At 41.9% G+C, this 25036-nt stretch carries 29 protein-coding genes; all 29 read right to left on the bottom strand.

Annotated elements, in window-relative coordinates; genetic code table 11:
- Positions 1-2040 (bottom strand): chemotaxis protein CheA, encoded by a 2040-nt coding sequence (locus HRJ06_RS21645; protein ID WP_174735027.1) that lies wholly within the window; start codon positions 2038-2040, stop codon positions 1-3.
- A gap of 18 nt (positions 2041-2058) precedes the next feature.
- A complete protein-coding gene (locus tag HRJ06_RS21640) occupies positions 2059-3153 on the bottom strand; it encodes a protein-glutamate methylesterase/protein-glutamine glutaminase (protein WP_174735026.1) in 1095 nt (364 codons plus the stop codon).
- 4 nt (positions 3154-3157) lie between these two features.
- Positions 3158-4021: a MinD/ParA family protein gene (locus tag HRJ06_RS21635; protein ID WP_174735025.1), complete on the bottom strand. Its 864-nt coding sequence runs from the start codon at positions 4019-4021 to the stop codon at positions 3158-3160.
- The gene (flhF, locus tag HRJ06_RS21630) at positions 4014-5189 is read right to left on the bottom strand and encodes a flagellar biosynthesis GTPase FlhF (RefSeq protein ID WP_174735024.1); all 1176 of its coding nucleotides are present in this window, start codon (positions 5187-5189) and stop codon (positions 4014-4016) included. The genes HRJ06_RS21635 and flhF overlap by 8 nt, the downstream gene beginning before the upstream one ends.
- Complete coding sequence (gene flhA, locus HRJ06_RS21625) at positions 5186-7222, bottom strand: flagellar biosynthesis protein FlhA (RefSeq protein ID WP_174735023.1); 2037 nt, start codon at positions 7220-7222, stop codon at positions 5186-5188. Before flhA ends, flhF begins: the two co-directional genes overlap by 4 nt.
- Before the next feature lie 63 nt (positions 7223-7285).
- Positions 7286-8371: a flagellar biosynthesis protein FlhB gene (gene flhB, locus HRJ06_RS21620; protein WP_174735022.1), complete on the bottom strand. Its 1086-nt coding sequence runs from the start codon at positions 8369-8371 to the stop codon at positions 7286-7288.
- Positions 8372-9148: a flagellar biosynthetic protein FliR gene (gene fliR, locus HRJ06_RS21615; RefSeq protein WP_174735021.1), complete on the bottom strand. Its 777-nt coding sequence runs from the start codon at positions 9146-9148 to the stop codon at positions 8372-8374.
- Between the two features lie 4 nt (positions 9149-9152).
- Positions 9153-9422: a flagellar biosynthesis protein FliQ gene (fliQ, locus tag HRJ06_RS21610; protein WP_174735020.1), complete on the bottom strand. Its 270-nt coding sequence runs from the start codon at positions 9420-9422 to the stop codon at positions 9153-9155.
- A gap of 14 nt (positions 9423-9436) precedes the next feature.
- Entirely contained in the window at positions 9437-10102 is a 666-nt protein-coding gene (fliP, locus tag HRJ06_RS21605; protein ID WP_174735019.1) for a flagellar type III secretion system pore protein FliP, read from the bottom strand.
- Positions 10099-10761 (bottom strand): flagellar biosynthetic protein FliO, encoded by a 663-nt coding sequence (locus HRJ06_RS21600; protein ID WP_338421136.1) that lies wholly within the window; start codon positions 10759-10761, stop codon positions 10099-10101. The genes fliP and HRJ06_RS21600 overlap by 4 nt, the downstream gene beginning before the upstream one ends.
- A 25-nt stretch (positions 10762-10786) precedes the next feature.
- Positions 10787-11149: a response regulator gene (locus HRJ06_RS21595; RefSeq protein WP_174735018.1), complete on the bottom strand. Its 363-nt coding sequence runs from the start codon at positions 11147-11149 to the stop codon at positions 10787-10789.
- A gap of 18 nt (positions 11150-11167) precedes the next feature.
- Positions 11168-12403 carry a flagellar motor switch phosphatase FliY gene (gene fliY / locus HRJ06_RS21590; protein ID WP_174735017.1) on the bottom strand — a complete coding sequence of 412 codons (1236 nt, stop codon included), beginning with the start codon at positions 12401-12403 and terminating at the stop codon, positions 11168-11170.
- Entirely contained in the window at positions 12393-13391 is a 999-nt protein-coding gene (gene fliM / locus HRJ06_RS21585) for a flagellar motor switch protein FliM (RefSeq protein ID WP_174735016.1), read from the bottom strand. Before fliM ends, fliY begins: the two co-directional genes overlap by 11 nt.
- Positions 13392-13432: 41 nt before the next feature.
- A complete protein-coding gene (gene fliL / locus HRJ06_RS21580; RefSeq protein WP_174735015.1) occupies positions 13433-13861 on the bottom strand; it encodes a flagellar basal body-associated protein FliL in 429 nt (142 codons plus the stop codon).
- Positions 13851-14072 (bottom strand): flagellar FlbD family protein, encoded by a 222-nt coding sequence (locus HRJ06_RS21575; RefSeq protein ID WP_174735014.1) that lies wholly within the window; start codon positions 14070-14072, stop codon positions 13851-13853. Before HRJ06_RS21575 ends, fliL begins: the two co-directional genes overlap by 11 nt.
- Before the next feature lie 59 nt (positions 14073-14131).
- On the bottom strand, positions 14132-14968 hold the full coding sequence (flgG, locus tag HRJ06_RS21570; protein WP_174735013.1) for a flagellar basal body rod protein FlgG: 837 nt from the start codon (positions 14966-14968) through the stop codon (positions 14132-14134).
- Between the two features lie 70 nt (positions 14969-15038).
- A complete protein-coding gene (locus HRJ06_RS21565; RefSeq protein WP_174735012.1) occupies positions 15039-15428 on the bottom strand; it encodes a TIGR02530 family flagellar biosynthesis protein in 390 nt (129 codons plus the stop codon).
- Between the two features lie 15 nt (positions 15429-15443).
- Positions 15444-16082, bottom strand: coding sequence for a flagellar hook assembly protein FlgD (gene flgD / locus HRJ06_RS21560; RefSeq protein WP_174735011.1), 639 nt, complete (start codon positions 16080-16082; stop codon positions 15444-15446).
- A 9-nt stretch (positions 16083-16091) separates the two neighbouring features.
- A complete protein-coding gene (locus HRJ06_RS21555; protein ID WP_174735010.1) occupies positions 16092-17333 on the bottom strand; it encodes a flagellar hook-length control protein FliK in 1242 nt (413 codons plus the stop codon).
- A 27-nt stretch (positions 17334-17360) separates the two neighbouring features.
- A complete protein-coding gene (locus HRJ06_RS21550) occupies positions 17361-17966 on the bottom strand; it encodes a MotE family protein (RefSeq protein ID WP_174735009.1) in 606 nt (201 codons plus the stop codon).
- Positions 17967-17974: 8 nt separating this feature from the next.
- Positions 17975-18418, bottom strand: coding sequence for a flagellar export protein FliJ (fliJ, locus tag HRJ06_RS21545; protein ID WP_174735008.1), 444 nt, complete (start codon positions 18416-18418; stop codon positions 17975-17977).
- A gap of 7 nt (positions 18419-18425) precedes the next feature.
- Positions 18426-19742, bottom strand: a complete 1317-nt coding sequence (gene fliI, locus HRJ06_RS21540) for a flagellar protein export ATPase FliI (RefSeq protein WP_174735007.1) — start codon at positions 19740-19742, stop codon at positions 18426-18428.
- Positions 19739-20515: a flagellar assembly protein FliH gene (gene fliH, locus HRJ06_RS21535; protein WP_174735006.1), complete on the bottom strand. Its 777-nt coding sequence runs from the start codon at positions 20513-20515 to the stop codon at positions 19739-19741. The genes fliI and fliH overlap by 4 nt, the downstream gene beginning before the upstream one ends.
- The gene (gene fliG / locus HRJ06_RS21530; RefSeq protein ID WP_174735005.1) at positions 20499-21515 is read right to left on the bottom strand and encodes a flagellar motor switch protein FliG; all 1017 of its coding nucleotides are present in this window, start codon (positions 21513-21515) and stop codon (positions 20499-20501) included. The genes fliH and fliG overlap by 17 nt, the downstream gene beginning before the upstream one ends.
- Before the next feature lie 11 nt (positions 21516-21526).
- Positions 21527-23122, bottom strand: a complete 1596-nt coding sequence (gene fliF, locus HRJ06_RS21525; RefSeq protein ID WP_174735004.1) for a flagellar basal-body MS-ring/collar protein FliF — start codon at positions 23120-23122, stop codon at positions 21527-21529.
- A 73-nt stretch (positions 23123-23195) separates the two neighbouring features.
- A complete protein-coding gene (gene fliE / locus HRJ06_RS21520) occupies positions 23196-23495 on the bottom strand; it encodes a flagellar hook-basal body complex protein FliE (protein WP_174735003.1) in 300 nt (99 codons plus the stop codon).
- A gap of 13 nt (positions 23496-23508) precedes the next feature.
- Positions 23509-23946: a flagellar basal body rod protein FlgC gene (flgC, locus tag HRJ06_RS21515; protein ID WP_174735002.1), complete on the bottom strand. Its 438-nt coding sequence runs from the start codon at positions 23944-23946 to the stop codon at positions 23509-23511.
- The gene (gene flgB, locus HRJ06_RS21510) at positions 23946-24341 is read right to left on the bottom strand and encodes a flagellar basal body rod protein FlgB (protein WP_174735001.1); all 396 of its coding nucleotides are present in this window, start codon (positions 24339-24341) and stop codon (positions 23946-23948) included. The genes flgC and flgB overlap by 1 nt, the downstream gene beginning before the upstream one ends.
- 592 nt (positions 24342-24933) lie before the next feature.
- The coding region (locus HRJ06_RS21505) for an IS3 family transposase (RefSeq protein WP_174735000.1) at positions 24934-25036 on the bottom strand (103 nt) is incomplete at its 5' end.

Below are 25036 nucleotides of genomic sequence, written 5' to 3'. Positions count from 1 at the left end.
TTATTTAATCAAAGCGTTGCAATCAACGATAAGAGCAACCTGTCCATCTCCAAGAATCGTCGCTCCTGAAATCGCAAAAACATTCGTTAGATAGTTGCCTAGTGATTTAAGAACTACTTCCTGTTGCCCGATGAAGGAGTCTACAACAAGGCCTGCTAACTTCTCTCCTTTTCGAACAATGATGACGGAATAAGAATCCTTTTCAGTTGGAATTCCCGGAACTCCGAATAGGTCCTCTAAAAATAACAGAGGAACAATTCGGCCTCTGTAATCAATCACCATTTCGTTATGCGCTTTCAGGACGTCTTCCTTCTTTACAATTGCCGTTACAATAATGGAAGACAGAGGAATTGCAAATTTTTCATTGTGAATCTTAATCAGCATAACGGCCATAATGGAAAGTGTCAGTGGGAGCTGGATTGAAAAGGTGCTGCCTTCCCCTTCCACCGAGTCAATTTCAATCATACCGCCGAGTGATTCTATTGTCGTTTTGACAACATCAAGGCCGACTCCGCGCCCAGATATATCAGATATCCTATCAGCTGTAGAAAAGCCTGAAGCCATGATTAATTCATAAATTTGCTTATCTTCTAATTCTGCTGCTGTTTTCTCTGTGACAATCCTGCTAGCTAACGCTTTTTGAAGGACCTTAGCTTTTCCGATTCCTGCACCGTCATCCTGGATTTCAATAAACACGTGGTTCCCGCTATGATAAGCCCTTAAATAGATGGTGCCTTCTTCCGATTTACCGTTGGCTTTCCTGATGTCAGGCGCCTCAATGCCATGGTCGATTGAGTTGCGAAGCAAATGGACTAACGGATCGCCAATTTCATCGATAACTGTACGGTCAAGCTCAGTGTCTGCGCCGACAATTTCAAGCCTGATTTGTTTTTTTAAGTCTCTAGCTAGCTGGCGCACCATCCGCGGAAACCGATTAAAGACTGTTTCAACTTGAACCATTCTCATGTTTAAAATAATACTTTGCAGATCCCCTGAAATCCTTGACATGTGCTCCACGGTCTCATTAAGTGCCTGATTATTTAGGTCATTTGAAATCGACTCAAGCCTGCCTCTATCGATGACTAGTTCCTCAAATAAATTCATTAAACTATCTAGTCTTTCAATATTGACTCTAATTGTTTTAGTTGAGTTTACCAGTTTTCCGCTGGATGTTGGTTCAGCCGCAGACTCCGAAACTTCTGAACTCGGTTTCACCTCAACTAATTCAATTTGTGAAATGGGCGCTTCCTCAATTTCCTGAGCATCCTCCAGTCCGGAAATTCTCTCGCTGATTTCGGCAACATTAACCTTATTCACTTCTGCTACCTTAAGAAGCTTCATCTCCAATTCGGCAGCTTGCTCAACTGTTATGAGTGTAACCATAAATTCATTATCAAACTGTTCATCCTCAAGCTGGTCAACAGACGGTTCCGCTTTAACAATTTCTCCAGCCTTTTCAAGAACGTCAAAAATCATATAAACACGAGCAGCTTTAAGTAGGCAGTCCTCTCTAAGTTCCACCGTTACTTCATACGCGTTAAAACCTTGCTCTCTTGACTGCCGGATCACCGTCATTTCAAAGTCATCATACATCAACCCTTTAGACGGCTTTGCTAAAACACTCAGCGAAGCTGCGATTTCTGAATCTGCTTTAATTTCTTCGCCCTTTTCAATCATTTTTAGATGATAGACGGTTTCAGAAACATCCCGTTTTCCGTCCCCTCCTGCTTCTATGCTTTGCACCATTTCTTCCAAATGGTCGACAGCGCTAAAAACTACATCAAGAAGACCTGCTGTAACCGGAAGATTTCCGCTGCGAATGGCGTCTAACACATTCTCCATTTGATGTGTAAGCGAAGCTATATCTTCATACCCCATTGTTGCTGACATTCCTTTTAATGTGTGGGCTGACCGGAAGATTTCGCTGACTAATAACAAATCAGCTGGATTCTTTTCGAGAGCCAGCAAATTTTCATTGCAGGCTTGTAAGTGTTCTTTGCTTTCTTCGATAAAAACCTCTAAGTATTGTTTCATATCCATTAAAACACCCCCCCAGCATTAAATATATTTCGCGATATCTTTTGCAATATTTTCATTGTTGCTTACACTGTCAACAAACCCTGTTGCGATTGCCGCCTTTGGCATCCCAAAAATAACCGATGTTTCTTCTGACTCTGCAATCACTCTTAAATTGCCTGATTGATTTAACAACACAAGTCCTTTTGCACCATCTGTTCCCATCCCAGTCATAATAACTGCAACTTTGGAATAGCCCTTTAGTTTACTGACAGACTCATACAGCACATCAACAGAAGGCCTGTGTCCATTACGGGCCGGCGCATTAGTTAAATGGATTGAAACGCCTCCAGCTGAGGGAACTGCCTCCATATGAAAGCCTCCTGGAGCTATATAAACTGTTCCATTTTGCAAAGTTTCCCCCTGCTCCGCTTCCTTAACGGTTATTTCACAAAAGGAATTTAATCTGTTCGCCAACGTTCTTGTGAATCCTGGCGGCATGTGCTGAACGACTAACACGGGTGCCGAAAGGCTCTTAGGAAGACCAGCCAGTACCTTGTGAAGCACACGAGGCCCTCCTGTTGAACAACCGATGCAAACTAACCTTTTTCCTGTAAGTCTGGCCTTCTTTTCGCTAAATAAGATATTCTGTCCTGAGATCTGTTCAATCCGGCTTTCCTGATTTTCCGACTCAAGAGCCAGCATCGGTCGTGCTTGAACAAGTTTTTTGTTCAAATTTGCCGTCTTAGCCAAAATCACTTTTCCGATTAAATCGTCCTTGATTTTGTGCAAGTCCAAGGAGATCGTGCCCGATGGTTTAGCAACAAAGTCAAATGCACCAGCCTGTATAGCCTGCAGTGTGGCTTCTGCACCTTTTGCAGTTGCGCTAGAAACCATAACGACCGGTACAGGGTGCTCCTCCATTATCAGCTTAAGGGCTTCAAATCCGTTTAAAATAGGCATTTCCACATCAAGTGTGACAACATCTGGGTTTAGCTTTTTTATTTTAAGAAATGCATCTTCACCATTTCGGGCAGTACCAACTACTTCAATCCTTGGGTCAGCTGACAGAAGCTCTTGAAGAAGCTTTCTCATGAAGGCCGAATCATCTGCAATGAGGACTTTTATCTTCTCCATACAGTCACTGCCTTTCAAATAAAAATTGTTTTAGTCGGGCTGTAAATGTAATACCAAGCCTGCTGAATGGGTCTTCTGTAAGGTCGCGAAGATACCGTTCTGTCAGATTGACAATTGCCTTTGAAACAGGTGATTTCCTATTTAAAATTAGAAAAGGGATTTGCCGTTTTACTGCCTGAACAACATTGTGATCGTCAGGAAGCAGGCCGAGCTGAACAGGCTTTTTGCCTAAAAATCTCTCTAATACCTCACTCAGCCTAGCGAGAGTTTCCTTACCCTCTTTAACCGAACTCACCCGATTAGCAACCAGGTAGAAAGGAATATTTGGATTCAAGTGGTGAATGTATTTCATCACAGCATAGGCATCCATCATTGCCGGTGGTTCTGGAGTGGTGATGACGATTATTTCATTTACAGAAAGGAGGACTGACTGGGTGTCTCGATCCATTCCTGCTCCCATATCAAAAATAAGGTAATCATAGTGAGTAATCAAACCTTGAAGATCCTCTATAAATTGATCAACTCTAGAAAAATCAAGGTTAATTAAATAGTTGAGGCCTGATCCTCCTGCTATGTAATCCACCCCTTCTGTCCCTTTAACGATTGTTTGGTCTAGTGTTACGTCTGACGTCAAATAATCAGCCATTGTATGAGGAGAAGAATTCCCAAGTAAAATATCAATATTTCCCATCCCAATATCAAAATCAATCAGCAAGATTCGGCTGCCCTGCTGGCCTAAAGAAATAGAGAAGTTAAGTGAGAAATTGGACTTTCCTACTCCGCCCTTTCCGCTGATCACAGCTATTGTTTTCGGCTGTCTTGCGGTATCCAAGGCTTTTTTTCGTAAAACTTCCGCTTGATCATGCATTTGAATTGGCCCCGAATAACGTATTTGCAATAGATTCTGGGGTTGCTTTAACCAAATCGTCAGGAACATTTTGGCCATTAGTGATATAAGCAATTCCAGTCTGATATTTGTCCGCCATATTTAGCATGGACCCATATATGCTTGTTTCATCTGATTTTGTAAAGATAAACCGGTCAATCGATATATGAGAGAACTGTTTATAAATTTCCTCCATGTCCCTTTGCTTTGAGGTTAGAGCAAGAACAAGAAATGTTTCAGCTTCCTCATTAAAATCAACAACCTTTGCCAGTTCCTCAACATATTGCTGATTTCGAAAATTTCGCCCTGCGGTGTCTACAAGAACCATATCGTATTCTTTGAACTTGTCTGCAGCTTCCTTGAAATCATCTAAGTTATAACAGACTTCAAGGGGAATATTGAGGATTCTTGCATATGTTTTCAGCTGGTCAATTGCTGCAATTCTGTAAGTATCTGTCGTAATAAAAGCTGTTTTCTTATTATGCTTTAAAACGCATTCGGCAGCCATCTTTGCAAGAGTGGTCGTTTTGCCTACTCCAGTAGGACCTACCACATTGACGAATTTTTTTTCAAACGTTAATCCTCCATATGGTAGAGGTGAAATTCGATTTAAAATTGCCTCCATCACCCATTTGTTAATATCAGCTGCATTTTCCGTCTGGTCTCCGAGATACCATTTTTCCAGCAAGGCTCCCATGATCTCTGTCTTTATATTTGGTTCAATTTCTTGGCTATCAAGCACGCTCACTGCCACTTGAAAAGCTCGAGGATAACAAACCGCAGCAGACTTTAGGTTGGACGCTGCCTTGAGTGCTTCCTTAAGCTCGGAAATTTCCTTCAGCAATGCTTTATTGTTAGCTTCACCAGGCGCCTGCTCACTAGCTTTTGGTTCCTTTATTGCGCCTGCATGGCTGCCTTCGTCCGGCGCTTGGGCAGGCACGTGTTTATTTACTTTGGGCAATGCAGTTTCCTTTAAAGGTTTGGGGTCTATGGCCGCAATAACTTCTATGCTGCTCTTTTTAAAAAAGCCTAAAAAGCCGCCGGTTTTTATCACACGAGAGTTCAGGATTACCGCATCGCTTCCTAGCTCTGACCGAATCCGTTTCATCGCCTCAGGCATGGTTAACGCGACATATTTTCTTATTTTCATTCAACATTCACCACCCCAACACTTTGGACTTCTACATTTGCCTCGAGTTCGTTATAAGATAAAATTGGTATGTGCGGAAAATACCTTTCCGTTAGCTGGCGTACATACATCCTGACCGCCGGTGAACATAACACGATTGGCGTCTGCTCCATTAAGGACAGCTGTTCCGCTTGCGATGCAACCGCCTCTAAAATCCCCTGCGAGACGGAAGGATCCAATGACAGATAGTTTCCATGTTCCGTTTGCTGAATTCCATCTGCGATTATCTTCTCGACTCTGCCGGATAACGTGACCACTCTTAATGTGTCTCCCTGTTGAGCATATTGCCCGGTTATTTGCCTGGCAAGCGCTTGCCGGACATACTCTGCCAATATATCGGTATCTGAAGTAACCTTGCCATAATCAGCAATAGTTTCAAATATAATCGGCAGATTTCTGATTGAAATGTTTTCTTTCAAAAGCTTGGAAAGAATTTTTTGAATCTCACCAATTGAAAGCGGATTGGGTGTTACCTCATCTGCTAGAATCGGATAGCTTTCTTTCAAGTGGTCAATCAGCTGTTTTGTTTCCTGTCTGCCTAACAACTCATGGGCGTTTGCTTTTATAACTTCGGTAATATGGGTTGAAACAACCGATGGTGGGTCTACTACGGTATAGCCGAATATCTCAGCCTTCTCCTTCATTTCCTCCGTAATCCATTTAGCTGGAAGTCCGAATGAAGGCTCAACTGTATCAATTCCCTGCACTGATTCATCTTCCATACCTGGGCTCATGGCCAGATAATGATCGAGCAGCAATTCTCCGCGTGCCATTTCGTTTCCTTTAATTTTAAGGCGATACTCATTTGGTTTTAGCTGGATATTATCACGAATCCTCACAACTGGAATGACTAGCCCAAGCTCTATGGCCAGCTGTTTCCGGATCATGACAATCCGGTCAAGCAGGTCTCCGCCCTGATTCGTATCAGCTAGCGGTATCAATCCATAGCCAAATTCAAATTCAATCGGATCCACTGTAAGAAGATTCACGACACTCTCTGGGCTTTTCATCTCATTGGATTCCATATCTTCTTCTATTTCCTGGAGTTCATTCTTATTTGGCAGCGGCACTTTGGAGAAGGAATATCCTCCAAATACAAGCAAGGCAGCAATCGGAATCGTCAGCAAATCATGTATAGGTGTTAATAGACCGAGTAAGAAAATCGTCCCGCCAGCCACATATAGCATTTGCGGATAAGCAAATAACTGTGAGGTAATATCTGAACCTAGATTTCCTTCAGAAGCAGCACGTGTTACAACAATGCCGGTCGCTGTTGAGATTAACAAGGCTGGAATTTGACTGACAATCCCATCACCTACTGTCAGTAATGAATATCGCATCGAAGCTTCTCCGATACTAAGACCCTGATCGGTCATCCCAATTATGATCCCAAAGATTAAATTGATAATGACAATAATGATACCGGCAATTGCATCCCCTTTAACGAATTTACTAGCTCCATCCATCGATCCGTAAAAGTCGGCCTCACGCCCAATTTTTTCGCGCCGTTCCCGTGCCTCATGCTCGGATATCATACCGGCGTTTAAATCTGCGTCGATGCTCATTTGTTTACCTGGCATCGCATCAAGGGTAAATCTGGCCGCCACTTCGGAAACGCGCTCTGCTCCTTTCGTGATCACGATAAACTGGATGATGATTAGAATCAGGAATACTACTAACCCAACTACTACTTTTCCGCCAACAACAAACGTTCCAAAGGTTTCGACAACTCCTCCAGCCTCACCATTCGTAAGAATCGAGCGAGTTGTAGAAACATTAAGACCCAAGCGAAATAAAGTTAACAGCAGCAGCAAAGCAGGAAAGATTGAAAACTGCAGTGGTTCCTGCATATTCATAGATGTTAAAAGCACCAAAAGTGCCAATGTGATATTGATAAGAATTAGAATGCTTAATAGCCAAGAAGGAAAAGGAATAATTAACATCGCGACTATTAAAATAACGCTTAACAATACCGATAAATCTCTTGCTGACATACTGTTTCTCTCCTTACCCAGCTTTAAATGTGATACATGCCAGAATGTATATTGATGCCTTTATCACAAAGCCTTGTCTTTTGTCCTGTATACGTAAGCAAGAATCTCTGCAACTGCTTTGAAAAACTCCTCAGGTATGCTGTCGCCAATTTCAGCCTGGCTGTACAAGGACCTTGCCAGCGGCCGATTTTCAATCATGACTACTTCATTTTCTTTTGCAATCAATTTGATTTTTTGAGCAACAAAATCAACACCTTTAGCCACAACAATCGGAGCATCTGACCGTTCATCATCATATTTGAGTGCAATAGCAAAGTGAGTTGGATTTGTGATTACTACATCTGCTTTTGGAACTTCCTGCATCATTCTTCTCATTGCCATTTCACGTTGTCTTTGCTTAATTTTGGATTTAATTAACGGGTCGCCCTCAATGCTTTTATACTCATTCTTTAAATCCTGCTTTGACATTCGAATGTTTTTTTCAAAATCATATTTTTGATACATGTAATCAAGAACAGATAAGCAAAGTAATGCTGCTGATGCAAACAAGCCCATTTGCACAGTCAGGCTGGAAAGGATAATTAATGCTGAGCCTACTGATTTATAGGAAAGCGTTAATATTTCATCGATTCTTAACCAAATAACTGAAAAGGTTATAACGCTGACAAATGCTATTTTAAGAATAGATTTAATCATTTCGACAAGAGCTCTGACTGAAAAAATCCGTTTAAAGCCTTTAATCGGGTCGATTTTTTCAAGCTTCATTTGAATCGCTTCAGTAGAGAACAACACCCCAACCTGTAAATAGTTCGCGGCAACACCGCCAATCATAGCAACAACCATTATCGGACCTAGAATAATAACCAGTTCCATCAATATTTCAATGGTTAGAACCTCTATGTTTTTTTCTGTAAGCTCCATAAGCATGTATTCACGAAAGCTATGCTGAAAAAGATTGACCAGCTTGCCAAACATGAAACTGCCTGCAAAAAACAGAAATAGAAACACGGATAGCAGGACAAAGGCAGTATTAACATCCTGGCTTTTGGCTACCTGCCCCTTTTTTCGTGAATCCTGCCGCTTTTTCGGGGTGGCTTTTTCTGTTTTTTCTCCTGCAAAAAATTGCAGATCCAGTGCTAATTTCTTCACTTAAGCTCCTCCAAACAGCTGCATAAGCCCTCTCATTGAGCGCAGCATTACAGCAAACAGGTCTGAAACGACCGCCATCATAATCCCCATTACAGCGATTAAAACGATAAAGCTGACACCTATTTTCAACGGCAGGCCAACTACGAATACATTTAACTGAGGTACTGTTCTCGCGACAATCCCCAGTGCAACATCAACAAGAAACAGGCTCCCGACAACCGGAATGGACATTTGGAAAGCAATAATGAACATTGAATTAAAGGCTTTTACCATAAATTCTGCTGTGTTAGCATGGCTAATCGCAATCCACGCCTGATCAATCGGAATAAATTGATAGCTGTGAAAAATCCCATCAAGAAGCAGATGATGCCCGTTGACGGTTAGTAAAAAAAGAAGGGTAATCGTATACAAGTATTGGCCAGTAAGCGGGCTTTGGGCACCTGTCTGAGGATCAATGACATTGGCAATGGCGAATCCCATCTGAAAGTCAATAAACCCGCCAGCAATTTGTACAGCAGATAAAATCATGCTCGCAATAAAACCGACAAAGATACCGACTAAGGCTTCTTTTATAATCAGTAAATAATAAGCGCCGTCAATCTCAAAAACAGGCGCGTCAATTGTGTAAAACATAATCCATGCCAGAAAAAAGCCTAAGCCAATTTTATGCGAAGCCGGAATGGCTCGGTGTGAATAGATCGGCAATATCAGAAAGAATGACGTAACCCTTACAAATATGAGCAGGAACGCCGGTAATGCCGGCAAAAAATCTAGCATATTATCAGCCTACATATCTCGTTAAGTTTGAAAAAATCTCGTTTGCATAAGAAAGCATATGGCTTAGCATCCAAGGTCCAAAAAAGACGACTCCAAGCAGCACAGCAACAATTTTCGGCACAAAAGCCAGTGTCTGTTCTTGGATCTGAGTGGTCGCCTGAAAAATACTGACAACCAAACCAACAATAAGAGCCAGAAGAAGCAAAGGGCCGGATATCAACAAAACTATTAAAATGCCTTGCTCTGCAATCGAAATGACCGTTTCCGGTGTCATTTATCATCACCTGCTTAAAAACTTTGTAGTAGAGACTTCACAACCAAATACCATCCATCAACAAGTACGAACAGTAAAATTTTAAAAGGAAGTGAGATCATTACCGGAGGCAGCATCATCATCCCCATGGACATCAGGACGCTTGCCACAACCATATCTATAACTAAAAACGGAATAAAAATCATAAATCCAATTTGAAATGCTGTTTTAATTTCACTAATTGCAAAGGCTGGAACGAGCGCAGTTAAAGGAATATCCTGAATGGACTCTGGCTGGTCCGCCCCCATATAATCAAGAAACAAAGCCAAATCCTTTTGCCGTGTATGCGCACTCATAAACTCTTTAAAGGGTATTGCGGCTTGTTCATATGCTTCTTCAAGGTTAATTTCTTCATTAAAGAGCGGAGTTAAAGCCTGCTCATTTACTTCTTGAAAGACTGGTGCCATTATAAAGAATGTTAAAAATAGCGATAAACCAATAATGACCTGGTTGGGAGGCATTTGCTGGGTAGCAAGTGCGGTTCTGACAAACGACAGAACGATCACAATCCGTGTAAAACTAGTCATTAAAATCAAAATGCTTGGAGCAAGGGACATTACTGTCAACAGCAGCATCAGTTTTACTGAGGTTGATACGTTTTCGGGAGCGCTGCTGTTAAAAAACTCCATAAATTCGTTCATTGTTCTTCGGGCCCTTTCTTCTCTAGGTCATCAAAAGCTTTTTGTCTCCCTTTAGACATTTCGTCTAATTCGGTTTGAAATAGAGTAGAAAATTGATGTTTGCGGCTTGTCTCTGAAGCTCCCGATTTCATTTTCTTTATCCATTTAGTTATTACGTCGCCTGGCTGGATATTCTGGTCCATTCGTTGGTTATAATCTGTTAGAATTTGCTGGTATTCCTCAGGGTCATCTATTTCTTTTAATAGATTGATATCCTCGCCAACTCCGACAACAAACAGCCTGCTCCCCGCTTTGACAATCTGGACCGACTTATTGGCCCCGAGACTTGTGCCGCCAAGGTTCTCAACAAGCTGGGAACTCTTATATGAAGCACTTCTTTTATTCATAAATTTAAGCAAAAAGTACAAGAGGCCTACAACAAAAACAGTTGCCACAATCATTCTAAGTATGTCGCTGAATGTGACTCCTACTTGAGCTTGTTCAGTGATGCTTTGATCCTCTGACTGTAGTTCGGAGTCTGCATTCTTTTCATTTTCAGGCTGATTGAAATAATCTTTCACACTGTTGTTTAAATCTTCAGCCCCTGTTGCTTGTGCAGGGCCAATTAGTACGGCTGCTGCTAGCAGTAATATTCTTGTCAGGTAAAAAAACTTTTGCACTGTGCCGCACCCTCTAATGTAATCTTTATCCCAATGTCTTTGAAATGGCTTCTATAACTCTGTCGGCTTGAAAAGGCTTTACGATAAAGTCCTTCGCTCCAGCCTGAATTGCATCAATTACCATAGCCTGCTGCCCCATTGCAGAGCACATAATTACCTTTGCATTAGGGTTTAATTTTTTTATCTCTTTTAATGAAGTGATCCCGTCCATTTCTGGCATTGTGATATCCATGGTAACAAGATCTGGATGAAACTCCTTATATTTTTCAATAGCCTGGAAACCATCAGCAGCTTCAGCCACCACTTCGAATCCGTTTTTCGTGAGTATATCTTTTATCATCATCCGCATAAAAGCGGCATCATCCACAACTAGAATTCTTTTTCCCACAATCGTACCTCCGTGTTTTTATCGTAATTTTTTGATTCGGTCAGTTTGACTAATAATATCGGTAACCCGAACTCCAAAATTTTCATCAATTACAACAACTTCTCCTTTAGCTATCAGCCGGCTGTTTACCAAAATATCTACAGGCTCACCAGCAAGTTTATCCAGTTCTATGATAGATCCCGATGATAACTCCAAGATTTCTTTTACCGACCTTTTTGTCCGGCCAAGCTCGACTGTTACCTGAAGCGGAATGTCCAGCAGCATATTGAGGTTTTTCGTTCCCGCAGGCTGTTGAGTTTGATAGGGCTCAAAGCTTGAAAACTCTGCTGTTTGCACGCTAGGCTGATGGCCTGCTGTTGACCCATACGACTGACTGTGTCCAAAATGCTGCGTGCCTGATCCTTCTTGTCCCCTGCCAGTCTGATACGCGGGAGGCTGGATGGGATATTCCGGTTCAGAGTGCAAAGGGTAATTTACTGTGCCAGGCTGGCCATGCTCCGCTGCCGGATTACCGGACGGCTGCTTGGGTGGTTCAGGTCTGTATTCCTGTGGGATTCCACGATCAGGATCACTAGGGTTTAACAGCTGATCTACCAGGTCCTTGGCAAAGTCAATTGGCAGCAGCTGCATAATACTTGAATCAATTAAACTGCCAATCTTAAGTGCGAATGAAACCTTTACCAGAATATCATTCTGGGGGATTCGTTCTGTACCTTCTCCCTCTAAGACATTGAGCAGGTTGATGGCTGGAGGTGAAATGTCGACTCTTTTGCTAAAAACAGTCGACATCGACGTAGCAGCGGAGCCCATCATCTGATTCATTGCCTCCTGAACAGCACTTAAATGTATATCATCCAAAAGTTGGTTCGGGTTCTCCCCATCTCCCCCAAGCATTAGATCAGCAATAATTTCAGCATCTCTCTGCTGGACAACGAGCAGATTACTTCCAGTAAATCCTTCTGTATAATGGACCTGGACTGCAACATATGGGTCGGGAAATTCCTCAGGAAGCTTGGACCGGTGCACGACAGTAACAGTAGGTGTTGTAATTTCGACCTTTTGATTCAGCAGCGTTGACAAAGCTGTTGCTGAGCTGCCAAACGAGATGTTTCCAATCTCTCCTAATGTGTCGCGCTCCATATAAGAAAAGTACTCGTCGACGCTGTAACTGTTGTCCACTTCCTCATAATCTGTATCGGTTCCTCTAAGAAGTGCATCTATTTCATCTTGAGAAAGCATGTCATCACTCATCATCGTCGTCTCCTCCCTTTATTGTTTCAAGAACTTGAACAGCCAATCTTTTATTTACCTTACCAGGCTGTCCCAAAAATTTTGGGATTTCCCCCACTTTTATTACTAGAGACTGGCCCACCTGCTGGTTTAGTTCGATAACGTCTCCTTCATCAAGCATTAAAAAGTCCTGAATGCTGATATCTGATGAACCCAGCTCAGCAATAATTGGGACATCCGCTTTATGGATTTCTTTTTCCAGCAAAGCGAGTACCTGCGGCTCTCTTTCTTTTTGTTCGGACTGCATCCAATACCGAACAGATAATTTTGGGATAATTGGTTCTAGTACCATATGCGGAATACATATATTCATCATTCCACTAATTTCCCCGATTGTTATGTTCAATGAAATGACAACTACGGTTTCATTTGGAGAGACCATCTGTAAAAACTGCGGGTTGACCTCAAACTCTGAGAGCTGAGGTTCAATTTCTGAAATACTTCTCCAGGCCTCCCGAAAGTTTTCGAATGCCCGTTCAAACATATTCGACATGATTTTCGTCTCAATCTCCGTTAGACTCTCTACTTTGTTTACGCTGGCTCCCCGGCCGCCCATCAGCCTGTCCATCATGGCATAGGCAATATTAGGATTGACCTCCATTAAAATTCGGCCTTCGAGCGGAGTGACATCAAAAACATTCAAAATGGTCATTTTGGGAATCGAACGGATAAACTCTTCATAAGGAATTTGATCAGCCGATGCGACATTAATTTGGATATAGGTTCTTAGCTGAGCTGAAAAGAAAGTCGTCATCAATCTGGCAAAGTTCTCATGGATTCTCGTCAGGCTGCGGATTTGATCCTTGGAAAACCTGAGTGCCCGTTTAAAATCATAAACCTTAACCCTTTTTTCCGATTCCTCTTTTTTTAGTTCATCAGCATCCATTTCACCAGTGGATAATGCCGATAAAAGTGCATCTATTTCGTTTTGAGATAATACCTCTCCTGACAATGTAGCCTCACCTCCGTCTCTAATATGATGTTCAATGTATGTTATTGGAGGAGAGATTCTGTGATGTAAACTTTGACTACTTGTCCATCCTGCATAATTTCATTCAGCTTACTCTTTAAAACATCCTCCAAATTTTGTTTGCCCTCTTTACCTTGGAGTTCGTCGTTGTTTTTCTCTGACAGTTCGTGAATAATCACATTCTTAACTTGGAAATCTCTTTTTTCTAGCTCCTCTTTGGCATCCTTGCTATCCGTCTGGATTTTGAAGGAAATCCGGATAAAATCCCCGCTTGCCAAGTTTGTCGTGATCTGTGGAATATCAACTGATGCTTCAAGAACATCATCAATGGAAGGTTCTTTCCCCTGTGTTTCCCCTGTTACTTTTAGGACGGTCACGACCGCGGCCGCCCCTATAAGTGAAATTGCAATTAGCAGGCTGACCATAATCGTCAGCAGTTTGCTATTCTTCATTATCCTCATCCCCCAATTTTGGTCTTCCTAACAGGCTGACAGATTGGTAGAATTCCCTCATTAAGCAGACAACCTGATCCTCAGTTTCTGTTACAACGAATTTCTTCCCGTTGGATAAAGTAATGGTCGTATCGGGGAAGGACTCAACCATTTCTATGAATAACGCATTTAGCCTGAATGATTTTCCATTTAATTTCGTCACTCTTATCACAGTTTTTTTTGCAGAGGCTAAAGAACTTTATCAAGCCTTTAGCTCTGCCCCTCCTCTAATTAGCGTTTTAAGTTGACAAGCTCCTGAAGGATTTCATCAGAAGTCGTTATAATCCTTGTGTTGGCTTGAAATCCGCGCTGAGCTGTAATCATTTCAGTAAATTCTTCAGATAGGTCAACGTTGGACATCTCTAAAGCACCGGAAATTAAAACACCTGCTCCTTCTGCCCCAGGGTTTTTAGCAATTGGGATCCCTGAATTCGTCGTTTCTCTATACAGGTTATCTCCTGCTTTTTCAAGGCCTCCGTTATTGGCAAACCTGGCAATTCCTATTACTGGAGGAGTATCATTCAGCTCACCGCCAATTACCCAGGAAATTTTCCCGTCACTTCCAATGCTTAGGCTTTCAATTTGGTCTACCCCTGGGACTGGATCTCCCCCTGGGGTTTGTTCTCCTCCTGGAATTACAATGGGTTGTTCATTCTGTCCCAAAACAAATTCTCCATTGCTTGTTACCAGATTCCCGGTGTTGTCCAAATAAAAGTTCCCTGCTCTTGTATAAAAGGTGCTGCCATCCTTTTGTACCATAAAATAACCGTCACCTTGGATGCCGACATCTAAAACTCGCCCGGTTGTCTGAAGGCTTCCTTGTGTATCTACAGTGTCAATCGCTGAAATCTGCGAGCCTAAGCCGACTTGTTTAGGGTTAATACCACCAGCAACATTTGGATTAGGTGCTGTGGCGCCTGAAATTGTCTGGCTTACCATGTCCTTAAACGTCACACGGCCTTTTTTGTAGCCGAAAGTATTTACATTGGCAATATTGTTGCCGATAACATCAAGCTTTGTCTGAAAGTTTTTCATTCCGCTAATCCCGGAATACATTGAACGTAACATTTGTTTTCCTCCTTAGATAAGCTGCTTCTGTCGGTCGGCAGCTTAGGCCTCCTGTATGGTCCAGCCTATGTTAAGTTTCGAGCACGATTGTGCCGTTTATATTTGTGAATATTTGTCCGGAAGCTTCCTTTCGGTTCATTGCCGTTATGACTGTATTGTTCTTCGCGCTGACAATTAACGCTGCATCCTTTAACAAAACGAGTGAATCTGAAATCCCCATTCCTTTTGCTTCTTTAACCTTGTCTTCAATTTGCTTCCAATGCTCCGGGTGAATTTCGATTCCCCTTTGTCTGAGCCGCTCTTCGGCATGTTTGCTGACGGTCAGTTTCGATTGGCTGACAGCTGATTGGAGATGCGCAGAAAATGGAGCGAAATTTGGCTGTTTTGATTTAGAAGGTCGAAAGGGTGCTGCAGCATTTAATGACTGCGAGTGGGTCGGCCGAAAAACTGATTTGTCCATACCACCCATCCTTTGTTATTCTATTTTCAAAAATTGCGATGAACGGATGCTCGTGCTTTGTTCATCATTTAGCTGAAAAAGAGTCTTCCCATCCTTCAAGCTGACAGATTGGATAGCCGCTTTTATCTCTTGTTTATTAACATCTGTATATGTGACCGTTTTCCCAATCAGCATGCTTGCTTGAAGAAGCTGACTCCCGGAATCAGTTTCATTGACCTTCGAAATATTACTTGGCTCCAATGCTGTGCCATCCTCGAGTAAAAATTCGACATTGTTGTTTTTAAACTGGATTGATGCAACCCTGCCCGTTCCTTCTTGCAGAACCCCAGTCCCCTGTTCGCTGTTCTCTGATGGTTTGTGATAGGTTATTTCTTTTCCGACAAACTGAGAATAAGAGATTAATTTATTTTGTTCTTCTGCCTGGACAAATCGTTCCATCGACTTTCCCATGTTTGTCATTTGCTCCAGCGATGAAAAAGTCGCCATTTGTGCAACAAAGTCTTTGTCTTGCATCGGGTTCATCGGATCTTGGTTTTGAAGCTGAGTCATTAGAATTTTAAGAAAATCATCTTTCCCAAGTGATCCTGAACTATTTACCTGCCTAACCTGCTGAGTTGCTGAGAGCAGCAATGAAGAATCTATTTTCCCTGACATATCTATCACCTACGCTTCTACGTTTAGAAGAAAATCCTCAAACGTCAAATTTGCTTCCTTCTTATCATCTGGATCCCTGCTGTGTTCTTTTCTGGTCTGTCCCTGGCTGTTTGACTGCTGATCTTTATTCAATAACCGGTCCTGCTGGCTGCTCTGATGGGCTACTTCAACTCGTTCCACCTGCAGGTTTTGAGAGGCAAAAGCTTGCTTCAAGCCATTTAATTGAGAATCTAATAAATCCTTAGCCTGTCCATTAGTTGTGAATATTCTTGCAATCATTGAATGATCTTTTTGAATCAACTCCACCCGAATGGCCCCTAAATGCTCTGGAAAAAGTTTAATAAAGAGCTTCTGAGTCCCTCCAGCTGTTTTAAACAAGTGGGATTTTGCAAGAATAGCCTCAAATTGCTTGATCAGCTGATCTGCAGATGCCGGCCGTGGTGATGCTGTTTCTAGCATTAAAGTCAGCTGCTCAGCCTTCGTAACTGGCAAATTGAAAATTTGCATGTTCGTTGATGCCTCCAGCCTTGATGCACGCTTCGACTGTTCCGAGCTGTCAGATGCCGTTACTTTTTCTTGATTAAAGCGGTTTATCTCCTCGGCCAGCGGGGTAAATAATTTCTGTAAGAACTCTGTTTTTCCCTGCTTAGCGAGCGTAGCCACTGCTGAGTCAACTTTAGTCAGTATTTTGTCTAAGGACTCCTTTAAACCAGGTAGATTCTCTTTATATGAATCTTTTTCTTTCATCAGGAGTTCTAATAGCTTGATTACTTTTAATCCTTGCACCTTTTCAAAGTTTAATACTGAAGCAAACTCTTTATCTGTTTTAGAGGTAAGCCAGGTTAACAGGGAAATAACTTCTGGGAAGTTTATGCCATCTGCAAGTGGAATGCCAGCTTCTGTAGCTAGTGCAGCAGTGAACTGATTCCACTTCTCCTCTGTCATTCCCAGATAATCAAGAACAGTATGAAGTAATTCTCCATCGGCAGAGGATATCACTTCATCCATCAGAGCCATCCCATCTTCAAGATCTAAAACCTCATTTTTCAGAAGAAGCTCTTTCAACTTATTCAAATCTTCAAATGGAATCAAATCCCTTACTTCAGCTGTCTTTTCTGCAGGGTTCGCTTGTGGCTGTTTATTTCCGACAAGAGCTGCAAACACACTCCCGAAACCTTCTATGCCCAATGAAGCAGATTCCTTGCTGTTGCCGATACTCTGGAATGAGCTGCTCAATCCGCTAATCTCCATTTTCTCACCTCCTTTCAGACATTACCGTTAATTTTCTTTATCGGCTGCTTTCTTGCTTTCGGCAGTTAATAATTCCGTATAATTAGCAGCCTCCTCTGGTGTCATTTTTTCCAGGATCGTTGACAGCGTATCGGCTTTAATAGTACTCAGGATCTCCAAAGCCTCTTTCTCACTCATTTCGGTCAGTATGGGTGCCGCTTTTTTAGGAGACATGGATTCATAGGTTTGGACAATTTCTTTAAAAGCCCGTTTATTTTCTTCTTTTATAGCTGTAAGCTCATCAATTTGCATTTCAAGCTGCTCTACCTTAAGATTTAGCCTCTCAATGCTTTCATCCTTATTCAGTAGCTTACTTTCCAGCTGTTCTATATTTGCCTCTTTATTTTTTATGGAAGCTTCCAGATCAATAATGCTTTGCTCTTGTGAATCTATTAAATCCGCCCCTCCGGGTTCGCCCTGCAGAAAAGGAACCCGCTGCCCCAGTTCTTTCATACTATTAAAAACATTAAAGCCAGCAACCGAAAGGACAATTAAGGCAATTGTGATTGCAAACAAGGTGGGAATTGCAATGGCGAATAGGAACCATTGAAAACGGCTGTGCTTTATATCTTCTTTTTCTACCCCTTTTGCCATCCAATCACCTAACTTTCCCGGCTCATATATTGTTGAATCGAGATGTCATCCATCAGCCTATTATCTATTAGCTTCTCTTCAGCTAAATAACGAGTCTGATCCTTTTCCTGTATCTTTTCATATTTTCTCACTTCAATATTTTTTTCCATGAGCTGTTCCTGTTGATAATTCATTCGATTCCTGGCATTCATTACCATTTTTTGATAATGGTCGATTGTTTTTTCCAGGTTGCTAATAAACTGCTGCTGATGTCGTATTTCCATGACAGGAAGTCCTTGCTGCAACCTGAAAAATTGCGATTCTGCCAAAGTTTCTTTTTTCTTAAGTAACTCGTAAAGGCGTTCAGCTGACTCCTCGAACTTTCTTACAGACTCTTGATACACAGCTTGGGCGCTGTCCTTTTCCCTTTCTTTAATCGAAAGGATCTTGGCAAACTTATACTCATAGCGCATGGGATACTCATCCTTTTTCGGTTAATTGAACCAGCTGTCTGACACTTTCGTCCATGGATACTTTCTCATTCGTTCCCTGCTTTAAAAATGAAATGATTCCTGGATAAATCCTGATCGCTTCATCGATTTCTCTTGATGAACCTTTTTTATAAGCTCCGATATTAATCAAATCCTCTGATTCTGTGTAACGGCTGAGCATGTCTCTTAATCTTTCTGCACTTCGCAAATGAGCTTCGGGTATGATCTGGTTCATCACTCTGCTTATGCTGTTAAGGAGGTTAACGGCTGGGAATTGACCTTTATTGGCCAGTTTCCGGTCGAGGACAAAATGGCCGTCCAAAATACCGCGAACTGTATCTGCAATTGGCTCGTTCATATCATCTCCATCGACCAGTACAGTATAAAAAGCAGTAATCGAGCCATGTTCATTGGTTCCAGTCCGTTCAAGAAGTTTTGATAACAAGGCAAAAACTGATGGTGTATATCCTTTCGTCGTGGGTGGCTCTCCAACTGCCAGCCCAATTTCACGCTGCGCCATGGCGAATCTTGTAACAGAATCCATCATTAACATGACGTTTAATCCTCTATCCCGGAAATATTCTGCAATAGCAGTGGCTGTATACGCGCCTTTAATTCTCATTAAGGCTGGCTGGTCCGAAGTAGCTACAACGACAATCGATCTTTTTAATCCTTCAGAGCCGAGATCTCGCTCAATAAACTCTCTAACCTCTCTGCCTCGTTCCCCTACTAACGCAATGACATTCAGATCTGCTTTTGTATTTCTGGCAATCATTCCAAGCAATGTGCTTTTGCCTACACCGCTTCCCGCAAATATGCCAACCCTCTGCCCATTACCGACCGTCAGCAAGCTGTCAATCAGTTTCACACCCACTTCAAGGGGTTCTGATATCGGTGGCCTGCTCATTGGGTTTGGCGGAACCTGATCTGTTAAAACTGGAACCAAGCCCTTAGGAAGAGGTGACTGGTCAAGCGGATTCCCAAGAGAATCAATGACCTGCCCGATAAGTCCAGGACCTACTTTTATTTCGAGCGGCTTTAAGGTAGCTTCAACAAGGCTTCCAGGTGAAATATCATTTATGGTTGTGTAAGGCATTAAAATAACACTTTGCTCTTTAAAACCGACAACCTCTGCTTTTATCTTGCGCCGATTTTTTTTACTGCCAAGATGGATATAAACTACATCGCCAACTGAGCTTTCAGGTCCTTGTGATTCGATCATGAGTCCGACCACACGCTTGACTCTTCCATATCGTTTATAGGTATCTATTGAATCAATTTGGTTAATCAAGCTGTCTGCCTTCATTGCTGTTCACTCTCCAAAAGCTCCAAGAGCTTTTCTTTCATTTCTGCTAACTGGGTATCCACTCCGGCATCAATTCGGCCTCCTGCAGATTCAATAAGGCAATCAGATTCTGATAACTTTTCATCAGGATAAATATAAAGATTTACCTCTTTGGGAAAAAGTGCAATTAGCTCTTCTCTTTGAGATAGCATGAACCCGTAATGAACTGGGTTGATATGAAGCTGAATTTCTCTTGTTTCTCTAGCTTCTTTTAAGGCTGCCTTTACAAGAGGAAGAAAACTCTCTCCGCTGGCCTGCAGCTTCTGTCCAAGGATTTTTCCGGCGACCTCCATACTAAGGAGCAGTACCGTTTTCTCTGAGGATTCTACCTGCCTCCGGTAATCCAATTCAGCTGTCTCGACGACTCCCCTGGCAAACTGGATTTTTTCCTCGTATTCAGCCTGACCTTGAAGACGCCCTTCTTTCAAGCCCTGGTCAAAACCAGCTGACTCAGCGTCCTTTGCCAGTTTGGCCTTCTCATACTCCCATGCCTCTTTTTCTTTTTGGGTTCTCTCGGTTAATTCTTGAGCCCGGGCCTGTGCTTCCCTGACTATCCTCGCTGCTTCTTGCCTGGCATTTTTAAGAATTGCCTGTTTTTGTTCTTCTGTGAAAACAAACTTAGGCTCTTCGGCTTGGGGTTGATCCGACTCTAGCAGCTTAATCGAAATTACTTTTTGCTCTTGAATGGCTTGTCCCCCAGTCAAAGATTTAAACAACCTAGACAATGATATCATCCCCTCCGCCGCGCGCTACGACAATTTCTCCTGCTTCTTCGAGGCGGCGTATGATGGAAACAATTCTTGACTGAGCTTCCTCAACATCTCGAAGTCGCACAGGACCCATAAATTCCATTTCGTCCTTGAAGGTTTCAACCATCCGTTTAGACATATTTTTATAAACGATTTCTTTTACTTCCTCACTCGATACCTTTAAAGCAAGCATAAGATCTTCATTTTCACAATCGCGAATGACTCGTTGGATGGCACGGTTATCAAGGGTGACAATATCTTCAAATACAAACATTCTCTTTCTGATTTCCTCAGCAAGTTCAGGATCCTGTATTTCCAAGGCGTCGAGAATGGTTCGTTCAGTTGACCTGTCTACCCCATTTAACACCTCAACAACTGCTTCAATTCCTCCGGTTTGCGTGTAATCCTGAGTAACAGTTGCGGATAGCTTTCTTTCAAGTATCTGCTCCACTTCACTAATAATCTCCGGAGATGTGCTATCCATAACAGCAATTCTCCTGGCGATATCCGCTTGCATCTCCTGAGGCAACTCAGACAAAATTTGCCCCGCCTGAGCCGAATCAAGATAAGAAAGAATTAGTGCAATCGTTTGGGGATGTTCATTTTGTATAAAATTAAGGATTTGGCCGGGATCCGCCTTTCTTGCAAAATCGAACGGCCTCACCTGAAGGGAAGAAGTAAGACGATTAATAATCAAAGCAGCTTGGTCTGTTCCAAGTGCCTTTTCTAAAATCGTTTTCGCAAACCCTATCCCCCCCTGAGAGATATAGTCCTGGGCCAAAGCAATATTATGGAATTCATCAATTATTTCTTCCTTTGCTAATGAATCCACTTTTTTAACACCTGAAATTTCCAAAGTAAGCTTTTCAATTTCCTCTTCACTTAGATGTTTGTACACTGATGCCGAGACATCCGGCCCCATAGAAATAAGGAGAATGGCTGCCTTTTGCTTTCCTGATAGACCTGCTTGTTCTCTTCTAGCCATTTATTTTCCTCCTATTCCTCGGATAGCCATGTGCGAAGCAGTTTTGCAAAGTCTTCCGGCTTCTCTTTGGCTAGTTTCTCAAGCTGCTTCTTCCGCTGTGTCTGTTCTGATTCCTGGTTTTGATCTAGATCAGGAATATATTGCTTTTCGATAATATCTTCTTCGTAAAAAGCTTCTTCCTCTCGACTCTTCCGTGAACGAATAAACAAGAATAACAAAAGAGCAATTGCTGCGATCAGCAGACCACCAAGCAGATAAACCCACCAAGGAAGAACGGTTTTCGTCTCTCCTGCGAAGTCTATCTTTCCGTTAAACTCTTGGACGGACACAACGATCTTATTGTCAATTGCCTCATCTGTCAGATCCACACCCTCAGCATTCTTATCAATAGTTGTCCGGACGATTGTGCCAAGTATTTGGGTAATATCGTCAACTCTTTCCTGTGGAAGGGAGTTTGGATCATCAGCCACCGGAGGCTCAACCATTACTTGAATTCCTAAATCCCTGATTTTATATGGACTTTCAACAATCTCCCTGCGGATTCTGCTTACTTCGTTATTAATCGTTTCTTCAATTCTTTCATAATCGCCATTCCCATTTGTTCCCTCAAGGTAAGTGTCAGTACCTGGTACATCAGCCTGATCTCCAGCTGCAGGTATACCGCCGGCCTGGTCCGCATTTCCGGTGAATGTTTCAGTAAGCCTCTGGGCGCTTATAGCGATTCCTTCCATATTTTCTTCATCAACTGGTCTAACTAAGTTTTCTTCTCTATTTTCTTGGGTATAGTCAATATCAGCAGTAACAGAAACAACAACTTTGTCATATCCCATTAACGTGCCAAGCATATTTTGAACCTGTCTTTGTACATCCCGTTCAATTTGCTGTTTAACCTCTCGCTGGGCAGCAAATGAATTACCAGAAGAATTATTTTCATTATTTAAGTCAAAGTACTCAAAAAATTGATTCATGATGACGATATTATCTGTGGGAAGATTTGGGACACTTTTCGATACAAGATGATAAAGAGCTTTCACCTGCTCTTCCTCAAACTGGTAGCCGGGCTTAGTATTAACTACGATCGATGCGGAAGCTTGTTCAGTTGCATCACTCACAAATATGCCCTTTTCAGGAAGATTGATCATGACCTTCGCATCATTAACACCATCAATCCCTTTCATCAAATTAGCCAGCTCGGTCTGCATTGCTTCTAGCTTTAGGACATTAAACTCATTTTCAGTCATACCAATTCCGGCATTCTGGCTAAAAAAAGTATAATCAATGCTACCTGACTTAGGGATCCCTTCTGCGGCGAGCTCTACCTTTAACGTATTTACATACTCTTCAGGCACCTGAATCGTTGCTCCGCCATCCGTAATCTCGGATTTAATTCCTCTGGCGTCTAGATTTTCCTTAATCGTGCCTGTTTCTGCTGGTGACAGGTTGCTGTATAAAGGAACAAGCGCCGTCCTGGAGGCCATTATGGACGTAACGGCAATAATAAGCACGACCAGGAGCAGTCCCCCAAAAAATGCCATCCGCTGCCCAAGGGTCCTTGCCTGCCAGTATTCTTTCCCTTTATGTATATATATCTGAAACGATTCCTTCATCTTAATCCCCCGGTTATTAAATCTCTAGTTACTGGTTAGCTAATAACCGCTTAAGGTTAGCCGTTAGCCACTTTTAAACTTGCATTCTCATAATTTCCTGATAAGCTTCAACAGCCTTATTTCTAAATTCCATTGTGGCTGCCAGGGATACGCTTGCTTTTTGTGCTGTAATCATCACATTATGCAAATCGACTTTTTCGCCTCGGGCTAGTTTCTCTGTCATTTGATCCGATTGGAACTGAGCCTCATTTAATTTTGAGATCGAATCCTTTAAGACGGACGCAAAATTATTTTGAGCTTCGAATGGTGTAGTAGGCCTATTTTCTGTAGGTTTAATGATTTGAGTAACTGGAGCAAAAGTAACCTTATTCATTTAGTTTTCCACCTTATTTACCAATTTCTAATGCTTTCATCAGCATGCCTTTTGAAGCGTTAAGGACTGTTACATTTGCTTCATAGGATCTTGTTGCACTAATAAGATCAACCATTTCTCTGAGAGGATCCACATTTGGATATTCTACGAAGCCTTCAGGGTTTGCATCTGGATGTTCAGGATCGTAGACTGCTTTTAATGGAGACTGATCTTCAATAATCCTCGACACTTTTACTCCTGATCCCGCACTTTGTGAATTCATGGCTGTTTTAAGAAAAGAAGAAAACTGACCCTCCTTTGGCTCAAGAACGACCATTTTACGGCGGTAAGCTTCTCCATTGACCTTTTTGGCGGAATCAACATTCGCCATATTGGATGAAATGACGTCCATTCTTAACCGCTGGGCTGTCAGGGCTGAAGCCGTTGTATTCATACTGTGAAAAATACTCATTACTTACCACCTCTTATAACTGATTGCAGAGAATTAAATTTACCGCTGATTCTTTCTATTACAGCATTATGGTAAATCTGATTCTCAGCAAGATCCGTCATTTCTTTATCTAAGTCGACACTATTTCCGTTATGGTTGTACTGAACATTGTTTTGACTTGTAATCCGCGCCTGCGAAACGGGGTGCTGTTTGAATTCAATATGACGTAAATCCGTCCTGTTCGCAGATAAAGAGCGGCCTAATGCTTCATCAAATGAAGCCTTAAAGCTTGCGTCTTTCGCCTTATAATTTGGGGTATCTACATTAGCAATATTTTGCGAGATCACCTTTTGCTTTAGTGAAGAATAATTCAAAGCGTTTTCAAGGGTGGAAATTGATCCTGAAAAAAGTTTCAAAAAACTGCACCTCTTTCTCGAAAACCAGAATTTATTGTTGGATTTTGTTGGAATTGGTGGAAATTCCTCATATATTCTCAATTGTAAAGAATCTGAAATAATCTGTCTATGAACTTTCAGTTAATTTTTATCGGGCAATAGTCTCATTTTGCAAAAATAGGTCTAAAGTATTATGTTGTAAATCCCATAAATTTTACTTTTGAGAGAATTTAGGAGGAACAAGGCTTTCTTTTCTTAAAAATAATAATTTAGTCCCGAAAGATCTCTGACTAATGGCATCCTCTTCTATAACTTTTGTATTAGGCACATTTTTCATTATAAATTGTCTTTTACTTATTCTTCTCCTTAAAAATTCTCACCCCAGCTTCCTCTATGTTACAAATTTGTTACAAAAATCAGTAAAAAACCTACCAGCATCTAAAGGATGACTCTAATTTTAAAAAAGCGCCCATTAAGGCAAGGTCACTTCGCCAGGAGCTGGATCTTGATGTAGACAACGAAATTGGCACCTTTATAGTTTCGCTAAACAATAAAAAAAGGGATTCGGAATGTGAACTAGGCCCCATATTTCGGACACTTTAATAAAAAGTGCCTATGCTGCTAATAAATGATCCCGGTATTGTACCGGGGTCATTTTCTTTAATCCCCATTGATACCGTTGACAGTTATAATATTCAATCACACGGTCTACTTCA

Origin of the sequence: Mesobacillus harenae (assembly GCF_013343715.1) — a bacterium.
GTDB classification, from domain to species: Bacteria; Bacillota; Bacilli; order Bacillales; family Cytobacillaceae; genus Mesobacillus_A; species Mesobacillus_A harenae.
This window is presented reverse-complemented; position numbering and strand designations above follow the sequence as displayed.

What these genes read in the sequence shown, in the direction of transcription:
- HRJ06_RS21635 (WP_174735025.1), bottom strand. Translation starts at nt 4,021, where the DNA reads ATGCATGATCAAGCGGAAGTTTTACGAAAAAAAGCCTTGGATACCGCA.
- fliP (WP_174735019.1), bottom strand. Translation starts at nt 10,102, where the DNA reads ATGAACGAATTTATGGAGTTTTTTAACAGCAGCGCTCCCGAAAACGTA.
- flgG (WP_174735013.1), bottom strand. Translation starts at nt 14,968, where the DNA reads ATGTTACGTTCAATGTATTCCGGGATTAGCGGAATGAAAAACTTTCAG.
- HRJ06_RS21640 (WP_174735026.1), bottom strand. Translation starts at nt 3,153, where the DNA reads ATGGAGAAGATAAAAGTCCTCATTGCAGATGATTCGGCCTTCATGAGA.
- fliF (WP_174735004.1), bottom strand. Translation starts at nt 23,122, where the DNA reads ATGAAGGAATCGTTTCAGATATATATACATAAAGGGAAAGAATACTGG.
- flgD (WP_174735011.1), bottom strand. Translation starts at nt 16,082, where the DNA reads ATGTCAGGGAAAATAGATTCTTCATTGCTGCTCTCAGCAACTCAGCAG.
- fliE (WP_174735003.1), bottom strand. Translation starts at nt 23,495, where the DNA reads ATGAATAAGGTTACTTTTGCTCCAGTTACTCAAATCATTAAACCTACA.
- flhA (WP_174735023.1), bottom strand. Translation starts at nt 7,222, where the DNA reads ATGTCAGCAAGAGATTTATCGGTATTGTTAAGCGTTATTTTAATAGTC.
- HRJ06_RS21565 (WP_174735012.1), bottom strand. Translation starts at nt 15,428, where the DNA reads ATGGACAAATCAGTTTTTCGGCCGACCCACTCGCAGTCATTAAATGCT.
- fliJ (WP_174735008.1), bottom strand. Translation starts at nt 18,418, where the DNA reads ATGCGCTATGAGTATAAGTTTGCCAAGATCCTTTCGATTAAAGAAAGG.
- HRJ06_RS21555 (WP_174735010.1), bottom strand. Translation starts at nt 17,333, where the DNA reads ATGGAGATTAGCGGATTGAGCAGCTCATTCCAGAGTATCGGCAACAGC.
- HRJ06_RS21645 (WP_174735027.1), bottom strand. Translation starts at nt 2,040, where the DNA reads ATGGATATGAAACAATACTTAGAGGTTTTTATCGAAGAAAGCAAAGAA.
- fliG (WP_174735005.1), bottom strand. Translation starts at nt 21,515, where the DNA reads ATGGCTAGAAGAGAACAAGCAGGTCTATCAGGAAAGCAAAAGGCAGCC.
- fliL (WP_174735015.1), bottom strand. Translation starts at nt 13,861, where the DNA reads ATGAAGAATAGCAAACTGCTGACGATTATGGTCAGCCTGCTAATTGCA.
- HRJ06_RS21550 (WP_174735009.1), bottom strand. Translation starts at nt 17,966, where the DNA reads ATGGCAAAAGGGGTAGAAAAAGAAGATATAAAGCACAGCCGTTTTCAA.
- fliR (WP_174735021.1), bottom strand. Translation starts at nt 9,148, where the DNA reads ATGCTAGATTTTTTGCCGGCATTACCGGCGTTCCTGCTCATATTTGTA.
- flgC (WP_174735002.1), bottom strand. Translation starts at nt 23,946, where the DNA reads ATGAGTATTTTTCACAGTATGAATACAACGGCTTCAGCCCTGACAGCC.
- flhF (WP_174735024.1), bottom strand. Translation starts at nt 5,189, where the DNA reads ATGAAAATAAGAAAATATGTCGCGTTAACCATGCCTGAGGCGATGAAA.
- fliY (WP_174735017.1), bottom strand. Translation starts at nt 12,403, where the DNA reads ATGATGAGTGATGACATGCTTTCTCAAGATGAAATAGATGCACTTCTT.
- fliQ (WP_174735020.1), bottom strand. Translation starts at nt 9,422, where the DNA reads ATGACACCGGAAACGGTCATTTCGATTGCAGAGCAAGGCATTTTAATA.
- fliI (WP_174735007.1), bottom strand. Translation starts at nt 19,742, where the DNA reads ATGAAGGCAGACAGCTTGATTAACCAAATTGATTCAATAGATACCTAT.
- fliH (WP_174735006.1), bottom strand. Translation starts at nt 20,515, where the DNA reads ATGATATCATTGTCTAGGTTGTTTAAATCTTTGACTGGGGGACAAGCC.